Origin of the sequence: Chroococcidiopsis cubana SAG 39.79, assembly GCF_003991895.1 — a bacterium.
Taxonomy (GTDB): domain Bacteria; phylum Cyanobacteriota; class Cyanobacteriia; order Cyanobacteriales; family Chroococcidiopsidaceae; genus Chroococcidiopsis; species Chroococcidiopsis thermalis.
Genome location: NZ_RSCK01000022.1, coordinates 64,909 through 90,368 on the forward strand (window position 1 = coordinate 64,909; position 25,460 = coordinate 90,368).

The 25,460-nt window shown below is 42.9% G+C and carries 23 protein-coding genes and 1 pseudogene; 4 read left to right on the top strand and 20 right to left on the bottom strand.

All coding sequences use genetic code 11. The features are described 5' to 3' along the window. The 8 genes and pseudogenes from DSM107010_RS41290 to rfbF form a co-directional block, all read right to left on the bottom strand. Positions 1-534: pseudogene (locus DSM107010_RS41290) on the bottom strand (FAD-dependent oxidoreductase); the annotation flags it as partial. 210 nt (positions 535-744) lie between these two features. Continuing rightward, the gene (locus DSM107010_RS15575; protein ID WP_106166106.1) at positions 745-1,779 is read right to left on the bottom strand and encodes an NAD-dependent epimerase/dehydratase family protein; all 1,035 of its coding nucleotides are present in this window, start codon (positions 1,777-1,779) and stop codon (positions 745-747) included. A gap of 42 nt (positions 1,780-1,821) precedes the next feature. Next, positions 1,822-3,096: a glycosyltransferase family 61 protein gene (locus tag DSM107010_RS15580; protein ID WP_106166105.1), complete on the bottom strand. Its 1,275-nt coding sequence runs from the start codon at positions 3,094-3,096 to the stop codon at positions 1,822-1,824. A gap of 157 nt (positions 3,097-3,253) precedes the next feature. Further along, positions 3,254-4,585 carry a glycosyltransferase family 61 protein gene (locus DSM107010_RS15585; protein ID WP_241994226.1) on the bottom strand — a complete coding sequence of 444 codons (1,332 nt, stop codon included), beginning with the start codon at positions 4,583-4,585 and terminating at the stop codon, positions 3,254-3,256. Between the two features lie 159 nt (positions 4,586-4,744). Next, a complete protein-coding gene (locus tag DSM107010_RS15590) occupies positions 4,745-5,776 on the bottom strand; it encodes a glycosyltransferase family 61 protein (protein WP_241994227.1) in 1,032 nt (343 codons plus the stop codon). A gap of 501 nt (positions 5,777-6,277) precedes the next feature. Continuing rightward, a complete protein-coding gene (locus DSM107010_RS15595) occupies positions 6,278-7,480 on the bottom strand; it encodes a glycosyltransferase family 61 protein (RefSeq protein WP_241994228.1) in 1,203 nt (400 codons plus the stop codon). Positions 7,481-7,658: 178 nt separating this feature from the next. Then, on the bottom strand, positions 7,659-8,483 hold the full coding sequence (locus DSM107010_RS15600; protein ID WP_015152829.1) for a heparin lyase I family protein: 825 nt from the start codon (positions 8,481-8,483) through the stop codon (positions 7,659-7,661). Between the two features lie 10 nt (positions 8,484-8,493). Next, positions 8,494-9,267, bottom strand: a complete 774-nt coding sequence (gene rfbF / locus DSM107010_RS15605) for a glucose-1-phosphate cytidylyltransferase (protein WP_015152830.1) — start codon at positions 9,265-9,267, stop codon at positions 8,494-8,496. A gap of 892 nt (positions 9,268-10,159) precedes the next feature. Here rfbF and DSM107010_RS15610 point away from each other — a divergent pair. Continuing rightward, positions 10,160-10,969 (top strand): polysaccharide lyase family 20 protein, encoded by an 810-nt coding sequence (locus DSM107010_RS15610; RefSeq protein WP_106166639.1) that lies wholly within the window; start codon positions 10,160-10,162, stop codon positions 10,967-10,969. Positions 10,970-10,979: 10 nt separating this feature from the next. Here DSM107010_RS15610 and DSM107010_RS15615 read toward each other — a convergent pair whose 3' ends face one another. The 9 genes from DSM107010_RS15615 to DSM107010_RS15655 form a co-directional block, all read right to left on the bottom strand. Beyond that, positions 10,980-11,471 carry a glycosyltransferase gene (locus DSM107010_RS15615; protein ID WP_015152832.1) on the bottom strand — a complete coding sequence of 164 codons (492 nt, stop codon included), beginning with the start codon at positions 11,469-11,471 and terminating at the stop codon, positions 10,980-10,982. A gap of 30 nt (positions 11,472-11,501) precedes the next feature. Further along, a complete protein-coding gene (pssD, locus tag DSM107010_RS15620; protein WP_106166638.1) occupies positions 11,502-11,951 on the bottom strand; it encodes a PssD/Cps14F family polysaccharide biosynthesis glycosyltransferase in 450 nt (149 codons plus the stop codon). 127 nt (positions 11,952-12,078) lie between these two features. Then, entirely contained in the window at positions 12,079-13,296 is a 1,218-nt protein-coding gene (locus DSM107010_RS15625) for a glycosyltransferase family 4 protein (RefSeq protein WP_106166637.1), read from the bottom strand. Positions 13,297-13,307: 11 nt separating this feature from the next. Further along, positions 13,308-14,342: a glycosyltransferase family 2 protein gene (locus DSM107010_RS15630; protein WP_106166636.1), complete on the bottom strand. Its 1,035-nt coding sequence runs from the start codon at positions 14,340-14,342 to the stop codon at positions 13,308-13,310. Beyond that, on the bottom strand, positions 14,339-15,547 hold the full coding sequence (locus DSM107010_RS15635; RefSeq protein WP_106166635.1) for a glycosyltransferase family 4 protein: 1,209 nt from the start codon (positions 15,545-15,547) through the stop codon (positions 14,339-14,341). The genes DSM107010_RS15630 and DSM107010_RS15635 overlap by 4 nt, the downstream gene beginning before the upstream one ends. Next, positions 15,532-16,890, bottom strand: coding sequence for an O-antigen ligase family protein (locus tag DSM107010_RS15640; RefSeq protein WP_106166634.1), 1,359 nt, complete (start codon positions 16,888-16,890; stop codon positions 15,532-15,534). The genes DSM107010_RS15635 and DSM107010_RS15640 overlap by 16 nt, the downstream gene beginning before the upstream one ends. Before the next feature lie 14 nt (positions 16,891-16,904). Continuing rightward, positions 16,905-18,974, bottom strand: coding sequence for a GumC family protein (locus DSM107010_RS15645; RefSeq protein ID WP_015152838.1), 2,070 nt, complete (start codon positions 18,972-18,974; stop codon positions 16,905-16,907). A 327-nt stretch (positions 18,975-19,301) separates the two neighbouring features. Next, on the bottom strand, positions 19,302-19,508 hold the full coding sequence (locus DSM107010_RS15650) for a molybdenum-pterin-binding domain-containing protein (protein WP_106166633.1): 207 nt from the start codon (positions 19,506-19,508) through the stop codon (positions 19,302-19,304). 157 nt (positions 19,509-19,665) lie between these two features. After that, the gene (locus tag DSM107010_RS15655; protein ID WP_015152840.1) at positions 19,666-19,878 is read right to left on the bottom strand and encodes a molybdenum-pterin-binding domain-containing protein; all 213 of its coding nucleotides are present in this window, start codon (positions 19,876-19,878) and stop codon (positions 19,666-19,668) included. A 10-nt stretch (positions 19,879-19,888) separates the two neighbouring features. On the opposite strand from DSM107010_RS15655, the gene DSM107010_RS39655 reads away from it, so the two are divergent. Together DSM107010_RS39655 and DSM107010_RS15660 are read left to right on the top strand one after the other, a co-directional pair. Then, positions 19,889-20,038 (top strand): hypothetical protein, encoded by a 150-nt coding sequence (locus DSM107010_RS39655; RefSeq protein WP_181245406.1) that lies wholly within the window; start codon positions 19,889-19,891, stop codon positions 20,036-20,038. A gap of 547 nt (positions 20,039-20,585) precedes the next feature. Further along, complete coding sequence (locus DSM107010_RS15660; protein WP_106166631.1) at positions 20,586-21,512, top strand: hypothetical protein; 927 nt, start codon at positions 20,586-20,588, stop codon at positions 21,510-21,512. A gap of 14 nt (positions 21,513-21,526) precedes the next feature. Here the strand turns inward: DSM107010_RS15660 and DSM107010_RS15665 are convergent, their stop codons facing one another. Together DSM107010_RS15665 and DSM107010_RS15670 are read right to left on the bottom strand one after the other, a co-directional pair. Beyond that, positions 21,527-21,940 carry a hypothetical protein gene (locus tag DSM107010_RS15665; protein WP_015152842.1) on the bottom strand — a complete coding sequence of 138 codons (414 nt, stop codon included), beginning with the start codon at positions 21,938-21,940 and terminating at the stop codon, positions 21,527-21,529. A 172-nt stretch (positions 21,941-22,112) separates the two neighbouring features. Continuing rightward, the gene (locus tag DSM107010_RS15670) at positions 22,113-22,496 is read right to left on the bottom strand and encodes a response regulator (RefSeq protein WP_015152843.1); all 384 of its coding nucleotides are present in this window, start codon (positions 22,494-22,496) and stop codon (positions 22,113-22,115) included. Between the two features lie 1,652 nt (positions 22,497-24,148). On the opposite strand from DSM107010_RS15670, the gene DSM107010_RS15675 reads away from it, so the two are divergent. Next, complete coding sequence (locus tag DSM107010_RS15675) at positions 24,149-24,934, top strand: class I SAM-dependent methyltransferase (protein ID WP_106166630.1); 786 nt, start codon at positions 24,149-24,151, stop codon at positions 24,932-24,934. Between the two features lie 157 nt (positions 24,935-25,091). Here DSM107010_RS15675 and DSM107010_RS41295 read toward each other — a convergent pair whose 3' ends face one another. Continuing rightward, a complete protein-coding gene (locus DSM107010_RS41295) occupies positions 25,092-25,268 on the bottom strand; it encodes a hypothetical protein (protein ID WP_241994229.1) in 177 nt (58 codons plus the stop codon). Between the last annotated feature and the right edge of the window lie 192 nt (positions 25,269-25,460).

Sequence of the window (25,460 nt, forward strand, 5' to 3'; positions counted from 1 at the left end):
CTCGGCGCGATACGCTTCGCCAAAGCGCAAGTGAGTACATGGGATAATCTGCCATAGATAGGTAGCCAGCTGCTCTGTAGTTGCAGGGACTTGACATTGTTGCGCTAACGCCTCTTGCCAGTATGCCAAATCGTATTCAAATGCACCCAAATGACAAGCAGTTTGCGCCCGTTCGTAGTAGGGATCTAGCTCCGCCTTGGGAAAACACCAACCGCTATAAGGCATCCAGGGACGATGCTCGAAGTCAATTTCATCCATCGGACGACTCCAACCGCCCCACAAGTTGGTCGAACCGCCGAAATAGCGCCCGCGTGCTTCTTTCAAGGGAAAATAAGCTAGACCAGTATTCTCTCCCGCATACAGCGATTGAATCTGTTCCTCATAGTCAAATCCGCCACTTTCAAGCAAACAAACTTGTTCGGGGCGATCGCGTAATTCGCGTGCGAGCGTAATTCCTGCCGCACCAGCACCGATAATACAAATGTCTGTTTCTACCAGCGTTTCTGCTGGTAATTTCAAAGCATCAACTAACATGATTACTCCTCTAACCGATTGAGGCAAGATCTCCCCTAACCCCCCTTAAAAAGGAGGGAAACAACGCTTGCTTTTTCCAGAAAGCCGCTTTTTTAAGGAGGGAAACAACGCTTGCTTTTTCCAGGAAAGCCCCTTTTTTAAGGGGGTTAGGGGATCTCCAAGATCTTTGCATCACTCATCAAAATGTAATGGTTTGTCTAGCCGCGATTTCTAATCGCCTAGCTTCTTCCAAAAGAAATCGCGATCGATCTGCTGAGTCCGAATCAAATATTCTAACTGCTTTAACCGAGTAAATCCTCTGAATAAAAACGTCTCCGCAGTCATATCAATTTGAGTAAATAGATCGAATAATTGTTGAGCGCCGCGTCGTGCATCCCACTCGCATTTGAATCCCGGCAGTACCGTATTAATCTTCTCGAAACTGACGCGATAGCTGCGGTTATCCGCCCCGTTTTCGCCAAAACTCAGCTTGCATCCTTTAAAAGTTTCAGCAATGATTTCGGCAACTTGTTTGACACGATAATTTTGCGCCGTGTCACCCACGTTAAAGATTTGATTGTGAACGATATCGCGCGGAGCTTCCAGCGTACAGGCGATCGCCTTAGCAATATCGAGGGCGTGGACTAGGGGTCGCCAGGGCGTACCGTCACTGGTCATTTTAATTTCTTTGGTCGTCCAAGCCAACCCCGCCAGGTTATTTAAGACGATATCAAAGCGCATTCTGGGGGAAGCACCAAAAGCTGTCGCATTTCGCATGAATGTAGGCGAAAAACTATCATCAGCCATTGTCGTGACATCTCGCTCGACAAGCGTTTTACACTCGGCATAAGCGGTTTGCGGATTGACTGGAGATGCTTCAGTCACATCTCCTGCGGTTGCAACTCCGTAGACGCTACAGGAAGACATGTAGACAAAGCGCCGCACTCCAGCTGTTTTAGCTAAGGTAGCGAGGCGGACGGAACCTTTATGATTAATGTCGTAGGTGATGTTGGGATAGAGTTGTCCGGCTGGATCGTTGGAAAGCTCTGCCATATGGACGATCGCTTCCACCCCTTCTAGATCTTCAGTTGAAATCTGCCGCAGATCTTTATTGAGTGTTTTAGCAGTCAGTTGAGTGCCGTTGTACAACCAACCAACTTTATAGAATCCCGTGTCTACGCCGATAACTTCATGCCCGCGTTGCATCAAAATTGGAGCTAGTAACGAACCGAGATAGCCTTCTGTACCAGTAACAAGAATTTTCATGTTTGTAAGCTTGAATTTGTGTATATGGGGCGATCGCTTTCTTTAGACGGCACTGTCGCCAGTTAGAAATAGTGCGTCTTCTACACTGGCAACTTGGCGATCGCTATCTCTAACAGTGAACATTTCTTGCAGTAAAACTTGCAATTTGGCAATATCTACCGTAATCCCTTTGTACTTTCCAGTTTTATTCTTTGGATCGAAGCCCTCTCCCAGGCAACCGTAGTAAAAACCTAATGCTTGTGCTAAGGCAAAGAAACACGGCGTACCAAACGAACCAAACAGATCGATAACAATTAATTTCTGGAGTGCAAAAATTATATTTGTGAGACCAGCACCGTGAGGAGCGACAACTATTTCTGCTTGAGAAAATAGTCTAATTTCATCTGCAAAACTCAGTTCCTCCATCGTATAAGCGACGAAGCCCAAAGGAGCCAAAATCGCCATAACATCTGCTTCATTAATGATATTTCGTCCGGCTGATTTGGGTCGAGAAATATATATTCTAGGCGATAAAGAGATGCTGGTATTATCTGACAGATTGCTCAATAAGCGCTGGCGCAACCACTGACAGGCTGTAGGTGATATGATGTTGTGTTCTCGTCGAAAAGAGGGAACAACTAACTTTTTAACTTTAACGCCGGAATCGTTCCATTCAATACAATCATCTGGGTTGTATCCTAAAAGTCTGAGAGACTCTTTTTGCCATTCTTGAGGATTAGCATGAATAATTAGAGTTGGTTTAATTCCAGTTTGTGCTTGATAGTACTCAATTCCTTCAAGTCGAGTTAGACAATCTATCAACCAGTGAAAATAACCGCTATTCCAGTTAGTTAACGAACAAGCCGCCTCTATCTGAGGTGCTGCCCAGTTAGACAACTTTTCCAAAAGTAAAGTTTGAGCTGGAATATATTTAATGCAGTCTGGATTTCCCGAGATCGTTTCTGCAATTATGTTGCCAGCCTCGTCAAAACCAATAGCTATAGTTCCAACTAACTTAGCATTTTCCACCTCTATGACAAATGGTTGTGACAAATTATGTTGACCAGTTGTATTTAAAATTTCTCGAATCTGGTCAGAACCGTTACAGGGGTGATTAATGACAATTGCTTCTTCGGCATTAAATTGAAGAACTCGATGTTTGATATTTCCCTCAAAAACTTCCTTTCTCGTGATGACTTTCAAGCCAAACTTTCTAACAAAATAAAAGGTCTGTTGCTGAATTGAGCGTCGGATCGCTCCACCAATTGTTCTACGATGAGCAGCCGAAATCTTTTGCTTGAGCAAATTCCTCAAAGGCGCGACCAAAAAATTTACCACAGCGTCTTTCCTGCAAAGATTAGAATTTTTGTTAGTTAGAGTTGAATCAAATTAATTAAGTACAACAGGATTTATTGCTGTACTCAAGGTAGTGCTGCCTTTCTCTGAATAAAATTGCGATCGCCAAGCAATCTAGTAGCCAGCTAGTTGTTGCTCGTCAATAAGTAGTAATTACAGGTTGGCGATCGCCATATCTGTTGTTTAACATTTCTGCCACCAAAACCCGCAATTTAGGAATGTCAACCATTATGTTGTTGTTCTGCTCAAAGGAGTGATTGTTTCTCGAATTGTAGTCTCCTGTAAGACATCCATACTGAAAACCTAGTGATTTCGCTAAAACTAAAAAGCACGGAACACCAGTTGAACCGAAAAGTTTGATGACACTCAAGTTCTGGGCAAATATTATATTTACTAGACCAGAACCATGAGGAGCAACAACCATTTCTGCTTGTGAAAATAGTCTAACCTCGTCTGCAAAGCTCATCTCTTCAGGTGCGTATGCCACAAATCCAAAAGGAGAGAGAGCTTCTAACACATCATCTTCATTAATTACTTTACGACCTGTTGTTTTGGCGCGGGAAATATAGATTCTTGGTGAAAAAGAACGCTGACTGCTCTCTATATTAGGAAGATTACTCAATAGGCGTTGACGAAGCCACTTGCAGGCGGCGGGTGATACAGGGAAGGCTTGCTCGCGTCGAAAAGATGGAACTATTAGTCGGTTGACTTTTATTTTTGAACCCTTCCAAGGTATACAATCATCTAGTCCATATCCTAAAAGTTTGAGAGACTCTATTTTCCAGGTAGGAGGATTTGATTCAATAATTAAAGCTGGCTTTCTCTTAGTTTGCTTTTGATAATATTCGAGTCCTTCAAGCCGCAATAAACAATCTACTATCCAATGAGAATAATTCTTAGACCACCAATTAAGTAACGAACAAGCTGTATCCAGTTGATGAGAGCCGAAGCTAGGTAAATTCTTTAAAATCAAGGTTTGTGCAGGGATGCCATTAGGTAAATATTTTTCTATATTTACTAGATTTTGCATTACAGTTTCTGTAATTAAGCTTCCTTCCCGGTCGAATCCAACTGCTGCCGAACCGACAAGCTCGGCGTTTATTACTTCAGCTACAAAAGGCTTGTTTAAAGTAAATTTGCCAATCGATCCTGTAAGCAAACTTGTAGTTTTAATTAAATTTGGTAGTTCATTTACTCCATTAAACGGCTCACTAACTATAATATTTTCTTCAGCTCCGAAGGAGAGAATTTGGTATTTATCATTGTTTTTAAATAGTTCTTCCCTTGTCAATATATTAAAACTTTTCTTCTCCTTAAGGAAAGAAAATATCCACTTACGCAGTGATTTTTTAATTCTTTTATAAAGGACTATGCGATGACCAACTAAAATCTTTTTCTTCAGCAGATTCCTTACAGATGCCATAAAATCTTTCCTTAAAAAGCTATGACTTGTTTGTTGCTCGTCATCCAAACATACTGTCGAATTAAGGCTATAAAGTTGAGGTTTCCTTAGAGAGCATTAGTGCTTCACACGCAGTCCGCCAGGGTCACTCCTGTTTAGTAGGTAATACTTGCGGTTTTACTTAAGCCATTGGACACCCTGCTGAAGAAATTGCGATCGCCAAGCAATTTAAGAATCAACTAATTGTTGCTCATCAATTTCTGGCTCATCAATAGATTTAACTAAAGGTTGGCGATCGCTAGACAACATTTCTGCAAGAAGCATTTTTAATTTGGCGATGTCTACTGTCATATCAGTGTATCTCTCACTCACCTGGTTTTTTCCCTGAGGATCTGACACTAAGCAGCTATAGTCAAAACCCAACATTTTAGATAAGACAAAATAAGCCGCAGTACCATATGAACCAAAAAGTTCGATTACCTTCAAGTTCTCTGCAAACATGATATTTGCCAACCCAGCACCATGAGCAGCAACCACCATTTCTGCTTGAGAAAATAGTCTAACCTGGTCTGCAAAACTCAATTCTTCTAGCGTGTAGCTCACAAATCCCAATTGAGTCAAAATAGACAGGACTTCCTCTTCATTAGTAATTGTTCGACCTGTTTTTTTGGTACGAACAATGTATATTCTGGAGGAAAAATCGCCTTTTTCACTTCCTTTAACGGGTAAATTACTAACTAGACGTTGACGAAGCCAATGACAGCCTGAAGGTGAGATTAGCTGTTGTACGCGACGATAAGATGGAACTACTAATCGATTAACTTTTATTCTTGAGCCGTTCCATTGTATACAATCTTGCGGTTCATATCCTAAGAGTCTAAGAGATTCTCTTTGCCATCTAGTAGGATGAGAATTAATAATTAATTCAGGCTTGATCCCAGTTTGCGCTTGATAATATTCTATTCCTTCAAGTCGAGTTAAATTTCCCATCCAGGTAAAATAGCCCATGCTAGTTGGATTCACCAGCGAGCAAGCTACATCTATTTGAGGAGTAGTAAAATCAGGCAATTGCTTTAAAACTAAGGTTCGTGCAGGTAATCTGCTTAAACTCTTTAGATTTCCACTGATTATTTCTGAAATTATGCTTCCATCTCGATCGAAACCAACAGCAGCAGGTCCAACAAGTTTAGCATTTTCCACTTCAAATACTAGAGGCTCTTCCAAAGTAAAACTGCCCATACTTTCAGTTAATTTAGGCATTTCATCTGAACCTTGGCGGGGCTTGTCAATTATAACTGATTCCCCAGAGCTAAAGTTTTGAACATGATATTTTTTGCGCTGAGCGAGTAATTCTTTCCTTGTAACTAGATTTAAGCCGAACTTTTCGATCGCCTGAGAAAATATCCACTGGCGCAAGGGTCTTTTTATTAGCAAAATAGTTTGCCTACGACGACCAACGAGAATTTTTTTCTTGAGCGATTTCACTATAGATGACACCATGAGATTTTTTCCCTGAATAACTACAACTTGCTTTTGTTGTAAACTTGATTATATTTATTGACTCAGTTGTCATTTTGCTAGCTCTAGCTCTATGGATATCAGGAAGTAGTAATTGTCAGTTGGCGATCGACATTAACAGAGAGTCACTTAATGCTTTACAAGCAGCAACCAGAATTTTTTCTCGATCAAATTTGTTGAAAAGCTCGCAAATATCTCTCTTGAAAAAACTATTATTTGCTTAGCGAACCAATCTAAAAAGACTTATGAGTTCATACTTAACAACGAGCGATCGCTCGATAGAGATAACATTTCTTCAACGAGAACCTGCAATCTAGCTACATCTACTGTTACGCCATTATACTTCTGACTAAACTCATTCTTGCCACTGTATCCTGACGCAAGGCAAGCGTAGCGAAAACCTAAGGCTTTTGCTAAGAGGAAGAAAGAGGGACTACCATAGGAACCAAAAAATTCGATGACGCTTAAGTTCTGTGCAAAGAGGGTATTTGTGAGTGCAGCACCGTGAGGCGAAACAACTATTTCAGCTTGAGAAAATAATCTAACTTGATCGGCGAAACTCATTCTCTCCATTGTGTAAGATACAAATCCTAATGGAGCCAAAGCTGCTAAAACTTCCTCTTCATTGATAACTTGACGACCAGTTGTTTTGGTTCTAGAAATATAAATTCTAGAAGAAAAACTGTCACTTTGACTTTTGACTTTATCTAGATTGCTCAGCATACGCTGTCGCATCCACCGACAAACAGAAGGTGGTATGATACGCCGTTCGCGTCGCCAGGAAGGAATGACTAATCGGTCAACTTTTAAGCTCGATCCATTCCAGGGTAGACAATTCTCTGGCTCATATCCCAAAAGTCTAAGAGACTCTATCTGCCACTTAGTAGGATTTTTATCTATAATTAAAGTCGGTCTTCTTCCAGTTTGTTCTTGATAGAATTCAAGTCCCTGAAGCCGAGTTAAATAATCTGCAATCCAGTGAAAATAATTACCGTTACCCATAACTATAGAACAGGCTGTATCTACTCGATCTTCCCAAGTAGGGAAGTATTTAAGGATATGAGTACGGGTAGGTATAGCTCTACTTAAATTCAGTGGATTGAGTGTTTCCGCAAGTAAGTTTCCGGCTGCATCAAATCCTACGGCTGTAGAACCTACTAACCGAGCATTTATAACTTCAAATACGCCAGGTTGGTTTAAGGTATTCGCTTTACCAACTCTGCTAGAAATGATGCTGGGAATTTCATTGGGGTTCTTGTTGTAAGGCTCGTCAACTAAGATTGATTCCTCTGCTCCAAATTGAATTAAAGAATATTGTTCTTTGTTTTTTAAAATATCTTCCCTAGTTACTATATTTAAGCCCAGCTTTTTTGTAGCGATGGAAAATATCCATTGACGGATTGGAAATCGAATCATCCCGATCGCCGATCTCAGACGACCAGTCATAATTTTTTTCTTAAGTATGTTCATAACAAATGACATAAAAAATATCTCCTTGAACAACTACCATTCACTAGAAAAATTTAAGTGTAGGGTGGGCAATGCCCACCTTACGATAAAAACAACTGTTGTTCGTGAATAATTTAGAATTGCCGTAGCAATTAATTTTTAAGCTGAATTGAAGTCATCGTTCGGCTATTTTTTGCTTAGAAAGGCGCGGTACAACCTGCTTAAAGCTGGAATTAGCATCACCCAGGCGATATTCAGCAGTATAGAGCGATCGAGGAGCAGGACCTTTAAAGTTAGGATTGCCCTTATACAATCCCATCTTGAAGTACGGTCCCGTACCTTCATCGTTCCAGAAAGTAGCTCCCTGATGGTTAATCTTTTGAATATATTTACCGTTACCTGTTTTCAACCAAAGTTTGAGGAATCCGTCTTGATTTCCCGTCCATTTCACATGCATGACAAAATCAGTCCATTGCCCTCTTAGTTGGGAGACTTTAGCTAAGTTGAATTTGGTACATTCGACATCAACAAAATTACCCTGCCGTTGCAAATCGAAAATAAAGTTACTACCTTGGCGAGAGATTTTAGAGCCGATCCCACCACACTTGTATCTTCTGCCTTTTTTGGAAGGAAAAGCCCCAAATTGATTTACGATATCGAATCCTGCATCGGTATCTTTCCAAGTAGAGGGAACGAACATAGACCATCCATACCAATAGGTTTCACCAATCTTAGTTTTTTTCGTTGCCATCTCAGACCGTTCGCCGCAACGATCTACCCAATGTTTGAAGACCTTCTGTCCGTTCCCTTTTGTAGGGGGAATAGTTGCTAGCTTTTGACAAGCAGAACCCCCTTTACCGATTTCTGGGCGCTTAACAGTTGTAATCACTGAATCAATAATTTTTGCATCAGATTTATGTACTCCTTCTGGTAAGCACAAGAAGGTCGTACACAACGCTAATACACCTATAAAGAAATGATTACACCCTTTAGTATTCATATTCAGTGTCCTACCATACTTTCCAAGGAGCTTTACCGCTCTTCCAAAGATCTTCGAGATAGTTTTTATCTCTCAAAGTATCCATTGGTTGCCAAAAACCATCATGTTTGTAGGCAGATAATTGCTCGTTATAAGCTAATTTTTCTAATGGTTCGCTTTCCCAAACCGTGGAGTCATCTGCTATGTAATCAATAACTTCTGGCTCCAAAACAAAGTAACCACCATTAATCCAAGCGCCATCCCCTGTAGGCTTTTCTTGAAAAGAAGTAATTTTAGTTTGTTCCTGTTCTAGGCAAATTGCACCAAATCTTCCTGGTGGTTGAGTTGCTGTTAAAGTAGCTAAAGTTTTTTGTTGTTTGTGAAATTCAATTAGCTGTTTAATATTGACGCTACTTACACCATCACCGTAAGTAAAACAGAAAGTTTCACTACCAATATGCTCTTTGACTCGCTTCAGCCGTCCGCCAGTCATGGTTTTATCACCCGTATCAACTAGCGTGACTCGCCAAGGTTCGGCATAACCGCAGTGAACGTTCATTTGATTAAAGCGCATATCAAATGTGACATCGGACATGTGTAAGAAATAGTTAGCAAAGTACTCTTTAATTACATAGCCTTTGTAGCCACAGCAAATAATAAAATCATTAATGCCATAGGTAGAATAAGTCTTCATAATGTGCCAAAGAATTGGTCTACCACCAATTTCAACCATTGGCTTTGGCTTAATGGTAGTTTCTTCACTTAAACGAGTGCCAAGTCCGCCAGCAAGTAGAACAGCTTTCATAGCTTTACCTCTTAGTTTTGTAGTAGTTTAAGCAAATTTGTTTGAGACAGAAGATATACATTTGAAGTTAGAGATTTCGATCCCCTAACCCCCTAACAAAGGGGGCATTCATTAGATCTGCATTTGAAGTTAGAGATTTCGATCCCCCAACCCCCTTAAAAAGGGGACTTTAATTTCCCCCCTTTTTAAGGGGGGTTAGGGGGGATCTTTCGCGTAACTCCTGCAAGAATTAGCTAGTACCAGTGTTTTTACTGAGTCATAGCTAAATCGTCGATTTGAGGATGTTTGAGTCTTAGTCATAAGAGATGAATTTCGTAGTTTGAGTTAACTCAAGTCTCCGTTTTTCTACCGATCGCGTCCTAAATTTCAGTAGAATTATTTAACAAAAATCGCACTAAATTACTAGTATTTCTGCTTTTACCGATATAACAGACGAGAATTGAGTCTTTGAGCAGCGATTAGTTGAAATTAACAACATTGTTCATCCAAATTCAGCGATCGCTTGCCAGGGATAGTTTGAGAGGAAATCGTTAATCGATAGATAATTGAACTCTCAAATCTCGAACTAATTTTTTAAAGTGTTCACGCATTGGTTAGTCCCTTTATTTGCAGCATTAGTTAGATTCACCAACGTATTTTTACAGAAGTTATAGCTACACAAAAAAATCGGTGAAATTACGGTTTTCAGAAAAATCAGTGTTTTTTCTCCTAGAAATAGCTGGGAGCAAGCATTAACTTGAGTTCACCGCTGATTTGTAGGAAAACAACGTGCAGTTAAACTCTGCCAATTGATTCAGTTCGAGTCATTCATTTGAGAAGTATTTAGATGTTTTGACTCGATAGGAATTACTCAAATTAGCGTTAAAATTCTGCATCTACGGAGAACTTAAATATGACCGTTGAGAATTGCAATAAGTTTGCCAAAGTTTGGAAACGGCGATCGCTACGCACGGCTTTAGGCACGATATTCTTGGGTACGGCTTTGTTTGCTTCAGTAGGAATACATCAATCCCATGCCGGAATTATTGAGTCATCGACTGAAATTACGCAGTCTAGAAACAAAGGCTGCTCGGGAATGGAGCCTTCCTACAACATTAAGAGAGCTGGACAGACAGCTTTCAAACATTGGGTAAACCGTTGCGGCGAACGATCTGAAATCGAAAAGAATAAAACCAAAATTGGTGAAACTTATTGGTATGGGTGGTCTATATTCATCCCCACAGACTGGAAAGATAATGACGCAGGATTTGATATTTTGAATCAATTTGGGGCTTATCCCACCAAAAAAGGCAGAAAACATCCCTGTGGTGGCATTGGTTCCAAAATTTCTCGCAAAGGCGATTCCGTTGGATTCGATCTTCAACGCAGCGGTGGTTCTGTTGATGCCGTATGTACTCGATTTAACATAGCTAAGGTTGCGGAACTACGAGGGCAGTGGACTGATTTTGTCATGCATGTGAAATGGACGGGAAATCAAGACGGATTCCTCAAACTTTGGTTGAAAACAGGCAACGGCAACTACGTTCAAAAAATTAACCATCAAGGAGCTACTTTCTGGAACGATGAAGGCACGGGACCGTACTTCAAGATGGGTTTGTATAAAGGCAATCCTAACTTTAAAGGTCCTGCTCCTAGAGTTGTCTATACTGACGAATATCGCCTGGGAGATGCTAATTCCGGTTTTGGACAAGTTGCACCATAAGCAGCGCCGCTTATTTCTGAAGTTCCAAACTTCTATACCGTTCAATTAGATGCATCACGAGTGAAGGAGCGTTAAATAACTTTCCTTGAAAGGGAGAAGGACGCTCCTTTACATATTCAAGTAACTGCTGAAGTTCGATACAGTGTTGTATGCCATATTTCTCTACAGCACGAGCGAATAAGAGTTGATGGTCGTCTACATGTTCTCCATAACATTTCAGCCTTGGGAGCAGAACAAAACAAGCACCCATTTCTGCTAGCATTCGTGTAGAACCTTGCCCTGCATGTGAAATAACTAATGAAGCCTGCTGTGCCGCTGCATACATTTCATGCCGACTGAGTGAAGGCACGCTAGTTAACAGGGGATGGTTCAACCGAGTCGATGTCGCACCATGCTGAAGTAATACTGGTTCGACAATGATTTCTTGTTCGAGTAGTATTTGCAACCAATCAACAGCGCGATCGAAAGGAAAAAAGATAGTTCCAAGCGTGTAAACAATCATTGAAATCAACCTTCGTAAGCTTGGAGAAAATTACACAACTACACCTTTGTATTGAGCCTTGGGATAGCGTTCTACACACTCGGGCCATTGGACGTAAAATTCATCTACTAAGTGATAAACAATTCTGCCGGTGAGGCTTAAATTACCCGAGCGCGAGATACTTTCAATAAAAACTGTTTTAATGCCATACAATTTGCTAGCTATGATAAATGGTACGGCTATGCTAGCTCCCGTGGAGAGGACTAAATCGGGTTTGCTTTGGTGCAGAATAACTAAGGCTTTAAAGAAGTTGATAAATGCTCTAACTAACATCCGAGCTTCCTGCATTGCTACCCAATAAACCCGTTCTTTTTCGCTTAATTTTTGCGTGTCATAATGCCGATAAGTCACCCACTCTCTTTCGTAGGTAGACCAAAAACTTTTCAAACCCATCATGGTAGAAAAATGACCCCCTGGATTGCAGACCAATAATAATTTCATTGCGTTGAACTCCGGTGTGTGTGAGGAGAGGTGAGAGGCAAGAGGTGAGAGATCGCAAGTCACAAGTCACAATTAACCGATCGCTTTGAAGAGACGTTACATGTAACGTCTCTACACTGATAACTGGTCACTGATTACCGCTATATAGCGATCGGTGCAGGGGTTTGCGTTCTGCTAATTCCTTACCCCTGCTACCAAGCCGTTCGCGTAACTGTCGGTCTTGACACAAACGCAGTAGAGCATTAGCAAGTTCTGTGGAAGAATTTGGGTCTACGAGCAAACCATTTTCTTCGTGGCGAACTGCATCTGTTACTCCACCCAGCCGTGCCGCGATCGCGGGTTTACCAAAGTATCCAGCTTCGAGGTAAACAATCCCAAAACCTTCGATACTTTTGGCTGCGGCATCAAAAAAGGTTGGCATGACAAATAAATCGCAGGCTGCATAGTAGCTAGCCAATCGCTCGTCAGGAACGTATCCGGTAAAGAACACGCGGCGATCCACACCCAATCGAGTTGCGAGGGACTTTAGCTCGGACTCCATTGGACCTCGACCGCAGATGAAATAGTAGACATCGATGCCTTCAGCCACCAGTGCGGGCAAATTCTCGATCGCCCGATCGAATCCTTTACGACGAACCAGCCGCCCCACAGAGAGAAGGACTACCGCTGTTTCAGGAATGCCGTGCTGAGCGCGCAACTCGGCGCGAAGGCTGGGAACGCGGTCGAGATTGCCAAACTTCTCAACTCCGATCGCGGGATTGATAATATATGTAGGCGTATTCAACTGACAGCGATCTTTTAAGTAGTCCTGGGTAAAACGACTATTGCAAACAATACCCTGCGCCCGCTGGAGCGTGTGCTGGAATAAAGCCTGAAAAATGGGATTGCTTAAAGGACAGAGCAGATCGTTTCCATGTAAATAGATAAAAAACCGGATCGGTAGCAAATAACTCAGCAGTAATAGCACGGGAAAATCGAAGCCGTGAAACCATTCAATATATCGATAGCGATAGCGACGATAGAGTAAGAGGGCAACAATAAACGACTCGATCGCGTAGAGCAGCTGCTTGAGGACACCACCCAACCAACCAGCGCGATCGAAAAAAGTGTGGAGAAATCCAGGCACTAACCAACGATGGACTGGAAATGGTTGCAGGCGATCGAATTCCTTGTCTCCTGGGTGAGCGGCGGTTAAAACGATCGCGCGATCGGGGTCTTGCAAACAACGATTGTAGGTGTAATCTTGAATTCCGCCTGGATCGGGGGGAAAAACGCGAGAGACAATCAAAATATCTGGTGCTTGACTGCCTGACGCAGCATCTAGAGCAAGACTTTGTGTAGTCATTGGGGTTTGCTTTATGTTTTTGGTGCTTGACCCAAGAATTTCCAACGCACGTAACCGCGCAACCCATATCGCAGCAGCAAGATACCCTGCTGTGGAAATAGAGTGCAGGTACTACGAAACACTAACCTGACGAGGGTATCCTTCATACTCCGCCCGATTGCCTGACTTTCTTGCCAGGACAACCACGCGACTTGCAATGCTCCGATCCAACTGCCTTTACCTCGCTCGATAGCTTTGAAACTGCGATAGTCTACATCCCGCTGGAGATTGGAGCGCTCGACGAGTCCGACTGTGGCAGCTGCGCGATCGACATAGGCAGCAGTTAACTCGCGCTGATGCAGCATCCGCGACCAGTTACCGCTGTGGGCTTGTCGATTTTTGCCGTGGATGCGGTAGAACATGAGTGGTTCGTTAATACTACCCACTTCGCCATAAAAGGGAACGGTTGCTGTCAAATAAGTATCTGCTGCTTCAGTTCGTTGTGTCGGAATCGGCAAGACTTGCTGGAGAACTGTACGGCGATAGGCTAGGGCAGACGTAATTGCCGTGGCGTATCTTCCCCATTGCAATAATAAATTGCGGACATCTCCTTGGTTGAGAATACTAGAAGTGCTGCTGCCAATTGGGACTCCCTCAGCATCTACAGAAGTCCAGCAGTGACCTAGCTGTACCCATTCAGGATGCTCGGCAAAAGTGGCGACGACTCTTGTTATCTTTTCGGGGTGAAAGAAGTCATCAGCATCTAGAAAACAAATAATTTCGCCTTTAGCTCGGGCAATTCCGGCATTCAATGCCGTTCCTTGCCCGGAATTTTCCTGAAAAATCGCGATGAGGCGATCGCCATAGGACTCAATAACTTGCCGCGAATTATCCGTCGAACCATCATCAACGACGATTAATTCAACATTTTTGTATGTTTGCTCCAAAACGCTGTCAATTGCTTTAGCAACAAAACGTCCGTAGTTGTAGTTATTAATGATGACACTGACGAGCGGAGATGTTTCCAACTGACTAGAACGCTCGTGCCGTTGCAGATCGGTTATCATATCCCAGATGTTGGGGCTAAAAAACAATTGTCATCGCCGGAGCGCAAGCGATCGCTTGCATTTAAGGGGACTAAACCCGTAATTCTGGCGATCGCGCGGGCGTATCCCACCGCACTACAGTAAGTTTCCACCCAACGCCTACCCTGAACGAGCGTAGTTGGAGTACTGAGGTCGGCAGTCAGGCGCACGATCGCCTCAGCCGCAGCGACAGGATCGTTGGGATCGACAGCCCATTCGGGCGCGAAGTTCTGTAAAATTTCGCCGATGCCACCAGTATTGCTACCCACGACTGGTACGCCACAGGCGATCGCCTCTACCACCGTGCGACCAAAAGGCTCTCGCGGCGCAAGCGTGACGACGACATCGGCATACTTGTAGTAGTCCTCGATCGCAAATGTAGCTGGTAAAACCGTGAAGCGGTCTGCCACTCCTAAGCTTTCGGCGCGATCGAGCAGAGCGCGGGTCAGCGACTGACCTGGGGATGCATCCTCGCCAATGACAACTCCGTGGTAGTTGTGACCGAGAGTTTTGAGCTGAGCCAAGACCAGAGGTAGCGATCGCAGATTTTTGTCGTTCACCTGCTCGGGTGCGGTAATTCGCGAAGGTGTCAGCATCAGCCGCGCTCCTGAATTGAGGATAGGCTGTAAATTTGCTGGCGGCGAGCTAGTCGCGGGGCTATCGTTAAACCGCTGTGGATCGATTGGCGGATAGAGGATTTCCTGAATCTCGGACACTAAACTTTTGACGTGCGCCGCCGTGAAGTGTGAATTACAGATGGCGCGGGGAGAGAGGCAGGCAAAAGCTAACTTTCTAGCCAAGTTACCCAGTAATTTAGGCGATCGGGTTTGGTCGCGGAAGACATGGTAAACCGGACGACCGCTCAAACGCAATGCGGGTGCAGCCAGGATCAAGCTTGGCAAAATCTTCCGCACGACACAGTTTTCCAGTAACAGGGGATAATCTTTGGGTTGCTGGCTCACCCAATGCAGCGCGTGCTTCATAAACTCCCGTTCTTGAATGATTTGCAGATAAGATGCTTGACCGACTTGCCGCAAATACCGCTCCATCAACGAGTTAGATTTGACCAGGACACACAACTGCTCGGAGATGCCACATTGTTCAAATCCCTTGAGCATTAAAGATAGGGAAACTGTCGTACCCCCTAAGGTGTTTTGACATCCTGGTAGAACTAAGAGCTTAGCCACGATCGCACCTCTCCAGCAGGTTTGAGTTTAGGTTGCCGGATGGCAATGCATAGCAACAGAGCCAGCGCTGGAAAAGGTGAAAACCACATTGCTCCTAACGTAGCAGCGGCAAGGGTAAACATGATCATCACGCAAAAAACTGTTAGAGGTCTTCCCGAGCGGGTCTTGTACAACCACGCAAACAAAGATATCCAGAAAACTGCAAAAATTCCCGTACCGACTATGCCGTTGCCATACAACAGGTTGCCTAAAATGACGCTGTGGGAGCCGACGACGTTTGCCTCGCCGCCAGCCATACTGACGGGTTGCCCCTTGCCGATTTGACCCCAGATCGGCTCTTCTAGAAATGCCTCCCAAGTCTGTCTGTAAATCTCGGCACGCCATTCAGTGGATGCTGCCCGAAACTGAGAAACGTGGGCTGTAATGTCTGTATAGCTACTGATTAAAAAGTGCGTGAATGGCGCAATTGATAATATAGTGAAACTGGCTATAGCCATCACTGCAAACAAGATGAGACGATTTCGAGGTTGACTGTAGGCGCTAAAGAGGTAGCGAAACCAAATAGCGATTGGAAAAGCTATCCATATACCCCGGCTCAGACTGATAACGATGAGGAAAACACTGCCTAAAAGTAACAGCAGCGACCAAATCCGATTTTTGATTTCCAAGGCAATTAAGCCAATACATCCTACAATCAAAGCAAAAAGTTGTGCGGAGACAAAAAATAAGCTCGGACGGTAGTACCCCGATATATCGCCCTGATAGGGAGCTAAGAGGTTTTCTCCTGCTGCTTTACCCGTAACCAATCCAAACAAGTTAGGTATGCTAGGAGGCTGGAAAAGGCTGATTGGCAAGACATATTGCAGCAACAACCAAAACCCAAGCATTTGCACTATGCTGACCGTACAAGCCCAGGCGATCGGTTCTAAGCGCAATCTCACGTTATTGCTTTGAATGTACCACAGCAGCAATGCGTAGCTAAACCATGTAATCAGGAGACCAGATATGCTGCCTTTGTTGGGAGCATCAAAATTGATCAGCATTTGGGCTATTCGATAGATGCAGAAGATAAACACGGCAACGACTGCCGTAATCGGGGGCTTGAGACGTATTTCTCCATGCTTCCACCATTCATAAGCAGCAATGCATACGATCAGGAGAGATGTCATGTACTTGTAAATGCCTACTACCCACAGCACTGGTATGAGAATGATAAAGGCACAGACAAAACGTTCTCCTGCTGTTAAAGCTTCCCAGCGCATCCAGCCCCAGAAAAACAGCTGGCGATCTGATGCTGATACCGTTGTCGCGATCGTGGATTTAGGTCTGTACAGCTGAGTCATGATCTCCGCAACACCTAAGCTTCGTGTTCTAGTAATTCTCGTTGTCGTCCGTACCCGTAGCGGTAAACTGAGGTATGGGAGTCCGATCCGTTGACTACCAGACCCATAATCCGCGCGTTATACCGCGTCAGTTGTTCCAAGCTATTCATCACGGGATAGCGATCGCTCGTGCCAGAACGCAAAACAAACAAGACGTTGCATACCACTGCGCTCATTAAATTCGTCTCGCTGGCTAGCCCGACTGGAGGGCTGTCTACTAATACGTAATCGTAGCCACCGGACTCGCGCAGGGCTTTGATATTGCGCTCAAAACTACCACGGGCAAAGAATTCAGGAATTTTCTGCTTGGGGATAGATAACGCTGGTAGCAAGTCAAAACCTGGGGAAACGGAAACTGGCATTGGAGGACTAGCATTTGCTGCGCTCTTGATCCGATTTTTCCCTAAGCGCCGACTCATTTCTGCCTTGCGCAGATCGCCATCGATTACCAACACCCGAAAGCCGAAGTTCACTAAGGCTAGAGCCAGCCCCAGAGTCACCGTGGTCTTACCCTCGCCAGCAGTGGCGCTAGTCACCATCAAACACGGGTGTTCCAGCATCAAGATAGATGAAGCCAAGCGCTGAAACTCGATATCGATTTCGGCTGCTAAATTTCGTTCCATGCTGGGTTGTTTGAGATGGGGAATGCTACCCAAAACTGGGAGTTCCACTTGCTGTAAATCTTTTGGTTTGAGCAATGGGTTGCGATTTTCTAGGAAGAAAATTAGAGCCATGCTGCCGAAAATAGCAGCGAGTATACCGCCAGTGGTAATCAGCCTTAAGTTAGGTATGGATGGTCTGGGGTCGATGGTTGGTTCGTTTAGCGTCTGCACGTTTGGATAGGCGTTAAAAGGATTGGTCTTTGACTGCTCGCTTTGAGCAATAATGCCTTTGTATACGCCTTCGGCAATCTCGTATTTGCGCTGGAGGTCTAACAACTGTGCTTGATTTTTCGTGATGAAGCTGAGTTCGGTATTGAGTTTGTCGATTTGCTTTTGGATTTGCTTCGCTTGTTGCTGCGTTCCCTGAGCTAGGGTCTGATTTCGGATTAACTCTACCATCAGTTCTAGGCGGCTATCGTTAGGTCCATTACCTAGAGTTGTATCTATTTGCGCGGCGTTAGCACCAGGAATTGCCACGGCAATTTGCTGATTGAGTTGGCGGAGTAACTGTTGGCGCTGCTGTAATAAAGATTGCACCTGCGGGCTATCATCTCTATACTTACTGCGGGTGACTGCCATAGTTGACTCTAATTGCGAGAGTTGAGTGCGGGTGGCTTGATACTCTTTGTTCTCGCCCAAACGCAGAGAATTCATTGCTTGTTGGGGCGTAATCCCGAGACTGACTGCCGCAGCTTGAGCTTGCGTGGCATTGGCTTGTCCCTGGGCAATCAGCGTTGCCTGCGTCGTTTTGAGATTGTTAATTGCTGAAATCAACCCCCCGGATTGTTCGGGACTGTTGACTAGTCCGGTGGAGCGCTGAAAATTCGATAAATTCGCTTGCGCTTGGTTGAGATTGAGGCGAGCTTGTTCCAGCTCTTCTTGGGTATACTGCACGCGGACTTCTGCATCTTTGCGACGCAGTTCGTTCAGGCGTTGTTGATAGACCTCAAGAAAGGTAAACAATCGCTTGTAAGCTATATCGGGGCGACTACCCTGAGCTTCCACTTCTATCAGCGTTGTTGCTGGCTGTGGGGTGACGACAAATAACTGGCTGAAGCTACTCACCTTCGAGTACAAGCTTTTTTCGGGGTCAACTGCCTGCACGCGCTTCATCACGGCATCGCTAGTTAAAATAGCTAACTGCACGTCCAAAGGGCTGACATCTTTAAAGTTGAGCGCTGTGGTTTGAGTGCTACCTAAAGGACCGAGATTCGCACTTAAACCGCCTGTTTGGGGAAGATTTAACTTGGCATTAGCTGTCCAGACTGGAGGAATGCTCGTGCTGGCATAGAACGCTGCATAAATTGTGGCAGCAAGCACGGCAGTGTTAAATCCAAGCAGTGGCAACCAGTGCTTGCGGGCAATACTGAATATCTGTTTCATACTTGAATCTCGTTCTAGTTTGGTAGTGGAAGTAACAAAAGTATCAATGCTTGACAATAGCTGACAATTATTTGTCTAAGACTAGAGTTTCTCTTGTTGCAACCGAGGTTTGACTTAATAACTTGCAAAGAAGTAAATAGGTCAACTAATAAAGTTGAAGAGCAAATTTGTCGGGTGAGATTAATTACACTCTTGTCCCAAGCCTACCTGTACTCTGATATCTTCTGTTTTAATCTCAACAGATGTTTTTCAAGTTACAAATATGTCTCAACAATATGTCTCAACACACCCTTGACTAAAATTTGAACTAGAACTGATAGCAATTAGCTATGAATTTGTCGAAAAACTGCTGTAGGTTGGTAATTGCCTAATTGTTTCTCGCAGTACGTTTGTTTTACTTCTTTGAGCCTGCTGGCAGTAAGTTTCAAGGGCTTGCATTTCTAGTTCAGAAACTTTGAAGGTAATCCATTGTTTCTGGCGATTATATTGTTGATTTTGAGTCAATATGAGCTGTTCAATAGAAATAGGTTTCATTGGTCACGGTAAAGTTAAGTGGTAGCTTCAATTCCTTTGCTGAAAGCAATAATAACCCTGGACACTATGAGGGTTAACCACAAAAATCCCCTAAAAACAGAAATTTTGCCCTGGCAACCGAGCAAAATCTTGATGATAGTTTTCCTAAGATTTGAATTTAGAAATTGGGGTCTTCTTCAGGGTGGGGAGGTTGGTTGAGATTAAAGCCTCTGGTTGCGGAACGCGAGTTAGTATAGGTTGGTAAACCTCGAATTAAATCTCTCAAAACATCTGTTTTTGTGCGTTGAGTTTGTTGACAATAAGCTTCGAGGGCTTGCATTTCTAACTCCGAAACTTTAAAGGTAATCCATTGTTTCTTTTTTGTAGACACAAGCTGCCATATGGGTAAAAGGTGGTGGATAAAAATTGTAGATTTACCCTGTGAAAGTTCGTACTCTTGCCAGTCTGCATCCAAACATTTAAATGTCAGGTTGAATAATCAACTACTCACTGTCATGCGATCGCCCGCTATTAGCGATCGCGATTTGTAATACCAACAAAATATAGCCATATTGAAGTAAACCCATAATAGTACTTATAACTAAATGCTTATCACTGAAGAAAGATTTATATATAAGTGCTATCTTGTAACGTGGTCAAGAGCAACATTGAATGAACTGCAATTTCTGTTTGGGATTCGTTCAAAAATACTGAATAAGGCAGTATTTTTGAGAACGAAGTTTTTAGCAAAAATTGTCGCTAATGCACGATTTGAATCAAATTTTCAAAGGATTAGCAGGATATAAGCTAGCACTGAGCGTGTTATCATCAGAGGCTAGCACTCTTTCAGATTAATAGGGATGAGGTTAGAAAATATTCTCGATCTAGTATCGAGCGATGCACTGGGAGGACAGCCTCTCAACCGAAGGTGAGGTGAAAACTCTTCTTTGAATGAGTGAATTCCATGCCAGTCTCAAAGTTTTGATTGACAGATACGCAGCGCTTAGTTTAGGATTTACGGACTTGAATTGTCAATTTATCAATAGGAAAGTGCGTATCGCTAGAAGGTAAAGAGCTATTTTTGCGGACAGAGGATAGATGCAGCAAAACTTACCCCATAAGCTAGATAAGAGAATTACTTTACCACTCGTCCACTTACTCGATAAGACGGAGCCTGCCTTCAGTCATGCTTTTCTCCATGCCGCTCGCACTTTACATAGCTACCTGCAAGAAATTCAGTCTGCAATTGCATTAGTTGTCAGTTCAGAGAGCGAACCTTACACTATAGCTGTAGTCGGTTTGTTTTCTAAGCTGATTCGCACTTACAACTCTTACGTTTTACTAGAAATTCATGACGATGACGCTGGCAGCCAATTTCTGGTAGAAGAGTTATGGGACACGGCAGTGACGCTGACTTATTTATTAGAAACTGCCGAGCGAGAAACTTTTACCGATTATATTGCTGCCTCTATCTACCAGGCTCGCCTGCTGCTGCAAGAAGTCGAAACGCAATTAGTGCACCTCCCCCAGAATTTAGATCTGCTCGTGTTGCGCGATCGCCTGAAAGCTTTTATTTCCGAACAAAAACAGCCAGCAACCGATCGAACGCTGACAAACTTAGCGGCAGATACGTGGGGTATGGAGACAGCCAATACAACTGCTAAGCGTGCTAGATTATTAGGATTGAATTTTCTCAGCAATCCAGCACAGCGCATAGCACAAAAAATTACGCCGGCTAGTTTGCTGGACGTACATCTGAATTATATTAATTCTGCTGCTCGTGACTTGCCAGCGTCAGACTCGCAGAAAATTGATTTTCGGCAGTTACGGGATGCCAGCCACCTTTGCTTGCACGCAACTAAAGCTTTGCTAGAAGAATTCGTGCAGACCTCAGATGCGGGTCAGGTTAAAATTCAACAGCAAGAGTTAAACGAATTTTTTGAATGGTTTTACCAAGCCTATCAAGCCTATAGTAGCGATCGCGATGCATCCCTAAAGTCGAACAAGAATGGAGGCAGGCGTTGATAGATGGCAGCGATTTATCTCCTGCAATAGGAGAGCCTACCACTGGGCGCTCGACTCATGCGATAACTATATTCACTCACTGAAGGGTTTGGCACTTCTGGATTAATCGTTTGAGTTGATTGCTGCCAATCTTTACTTGTAGCTATTTGCGAAGTTAATTGACCTGCTGGATTACGGTTGAGTTTCAGCCACAGCTTACCATGTTCGCCGCAAAAAAATTCTTCAATCCAGGAATTGCGATCGACATAAGCACCTTGACTAGCAAGCAAAGCGGCGCTTTTGTGAGACACATTTACATATTGTCGGATTTGAGCTGCTTCTGTATAGAACAAAAAGTGTTTTGTGCTACCTGCTCGCCATAAACGGCGATCGCAGTAAGGACAGCAAAAATGCTGTATTTGTTTGCGGCTGCTACGTTTTCCAGGCATTGGAAATCCCTTTGAATCACTACAAAAATACCATCCGCCAGAACATCTTTTCTGTCACTCAAAACTCATGCTTGACTAGAATCTTGCTCCAATATAACTTTGCTGGAATCAATCTAAAATTTACCGAATTTCAACCACAAAATCTGATGACGCTCGGAGGTAAGTTGGTGAATCAACTCGCGTGCGCCATTAGCTGTAAATCTGGCAGCGCAGTTTCTACCTCATTGGTACTCACTACAAAAGCTGTGGGAATGGGAATGCAACTCGGTAAATCGTCGCTATCGTGGACTTTGAGCGTCAAGCGTTGCACCTTTGGAAACATTTCTCTGACTAATTGTAGAAGATCGGCAGCGACTATTTGAAAGGTTTTTTGTTCTACGATTAATAGAGTTAGCGTATCGCTAGACGACTGCGAATCTTTCAATTTTTTTAATGTTTCTAATGGAGAATTCGCATATAATATTCTCAGTTTTTGATGAGAACGCTGCAAATCTTTCTTAATCTCTCCTATAAGTTCGGGTTTTGGATCGATAACCATCACTACAGGTTGACTCATAAAATTTACTACTTCCTTTTTAACTCTTTTTTTGGTTTTCTTACCAATTAAGAACAACAAATTTACGAAAACTAGAATGAGCGAGTTTCTCGCTTATTTATAAGCGAGATTTACCCATAAAAAAAGCTGTTAGAGTTGATTAGCTTTCACTCCTAACAGCCTCAAGTTTATTCTCATTCAAAAATAATTAAACTCCTGGCAGACTGGCAAGTTATCGATAATAAATTATCGATAATAATTCGTCCACCTAAAGAGTACGCATACTCTTTTTATGGAAGTTGTAAAAGTGCACTCCTCGGTGTCTTCTCTTACAACCTACAGCGCCACATGCGCTGAATACCTCTTGCATATTCCTAATTAATTTCTATTGTAAATTCAAGCCATAAATACTCAGAAAATTCATTAAATATTTGCTGGCTTTTCAATACTAAAAAAATAACAGAATTTATTGGTATTTGTCAAATGCTTTTTTCAATTTTTTTCAAGTTCTATTTTTGAAGATAAATTTAACTGCACTGTTGCGATCGCGCTCTTGATTCCTCTTCAGTTGTTCGGAGCGATCGCTACATTTAGGTACTGTTAGCTTTTAGAAAGATGTATAACCTCTCCTGGCTCAACTATTAATATTTCCTCTATATTGTCTGGTTTAGAAAATCACAGCACGCTCGCTTTGGAGTAGAGTTTATCTATCGATTTCGGCTTTTAAGCTCGCTTGCAGAGACAATATATCTATATTTTATGGATTATTTCTGCACTTTATTAGCATACCTATACTGAGAAAATTTATAATGTATCTCCATATACAAGTTTACAAATTTTTTCATACAACCACAGATTCTTGGCGATTGCTTACCCAGCGGTCATTTCTCAGGTAATGGGCAGGAGCTTTTTCGGCGTTTCCGTCTTTGCATAACCTCTCGCTAGTGGTATTTACCAATTATTACTTACGAATTCTCAGCTTAATGTAAGAAAATGATGCAGACATCCGTATCAAGGATGAGATAACTGTCTTATATTGGCGTTCGAGAATGTATGAAGTATCACAAGCTGAAAGCAAGTCATATCAGCATTTAAGAGTGTATGAATTATCACCAACTAAAAACAGATAATCTTGACATGCAAAAATGTATGAAGTAACACAAGACAAGAGCAAATCAACGTTGAAATACTTATCTTGCCGCTCGCGCTCTCGCTCTATCGCTCAACATCTAAAAGAGTCAATGAGATTGAGAAAATTGCCTGTAGAATCTCTATGTCCGTGAACGAGAAGCTCCAAATTTCCAATTTAGAATCTAGAGTTGTACCGCTGCTTACTTCAAGTATAGACTAATCCCCACGATTGACGGGGCAAGCAGAATCGTTACATTCGCTACGTAGCAAACGATTGCATTAAGAAAAACTTATTATTTTTTCAGTTTTACAGATTGATGATTAGAATTAATGACCTCATGGTAATATTTTTTAACTTTTCAAGAACATGTGCGATTTTGAAACAATAAAATATAGATAAATTTGCAAATCAATATACTTCGGTCAAAATATTTTGAATTATTCTGCCGCGAACTCAACTGCGCCTGCACTCTACAATTGGCATTACAGGTAATGAAGTAGCTAGATGTCAATAGTTTCTTGCCCCTTATGTTTCCCAACCTATGTCTGAGCAAAATACATCTAATTTAGATGCAACACCTTTGTATGCGATGAATCCAGTCGATCGATTTTCCGATCGCGTGGGGGATTATGTAAAATATCGTCCGAGTTATCCTCAAGCTGCAATCGAGCGAGTCTTAGCGGGATTATCGCCATCACAACTAATTGCCGCAGATATAGGTGCGGGAACGGGAATTGCAGCGCGATTGCTAGCAGAAAAGGGAGTGCGAGTCATAGCAATCGAACCAAATGCACCAATGAGGCAAGCAGCTGCACCCCATGCTTTAGTAGAATTTCGAGACGGGACTGCTGAAACAACAGGTTTAGCTGATGCTGCTGTAGATTTGGTAACGTGCTTTCAGTCTTTCCATTGGTTCGATCCAGAACCGACGCTGCTAGAGTTTCGCCGGATTTTAACAGAAGAAGGAAGATTGGCTGTAGTGTGGAACGAACGCGATCGCCATGACAAGTTTACAGCAGAGTATACTCATCTGATTAAAGTTGCTTCTGGCTATCATCCTGCCGAACAGCGGCGGATGGCGATTGAGCCTTTACTCAGGAGTCGCTTGTTTGCTGATGTCCAGCAGTATAGATTTGCCTATCAACAGCGACTCGATTTTGATGGGGTAGTCGGTCGGGCAATGAGTACATCGTACATCCCCCGCGCTGGTACAGCCTACGAGCGATTGATTGCAGATTTACGGCAGTTGTATGCTAACAATTGTAAAGAGGATGGTTTTGTGACTTTAGTGTATACAACAAGCGTATTTCTAACGCAGGTTAGATAGTTTGTCGTCTGCCATTAGATAGATGTTTGCAAACACATAATAGCGATCTCATTTTGTCATCTGTCATTGGGTAGATATTTGCAGACATAAACTTGCGATCGCATTTTAGTAGGATGGCGATCGCTTTGTCTGTACGATTTCCGTAAAGGTGGGTTTGTTATGCTTCTACTGTGGCTGTCGATTCATCTCTAGCTTGGAAATACCAGTAGAGGTTAGCAATAGTCATATGGGAGGCTTGTTGTAAATTGGCTGGTACTAATGCTTTATATCCAGATAGCGGTGCTTGCAGGGAAATATATGTTTCTGCTTCTCGACGCAATTCTGTTTGCATCATAAATCTTAACTGGTCGCGTAAAGATAGAGGATGAGATTTTTGTTTCAGTTCCTCGTAGATTTTTTGTTCTGGAGGCAGTGGAGAAGTGCCTATTTTTTGATTATTTTCTGTATTAGAGCAATTCCTAGTCTACTGAGGTACGATTAATAGTAATGTTGTGTATTCTGCCCAGATAAAAATGAAGGCATACTC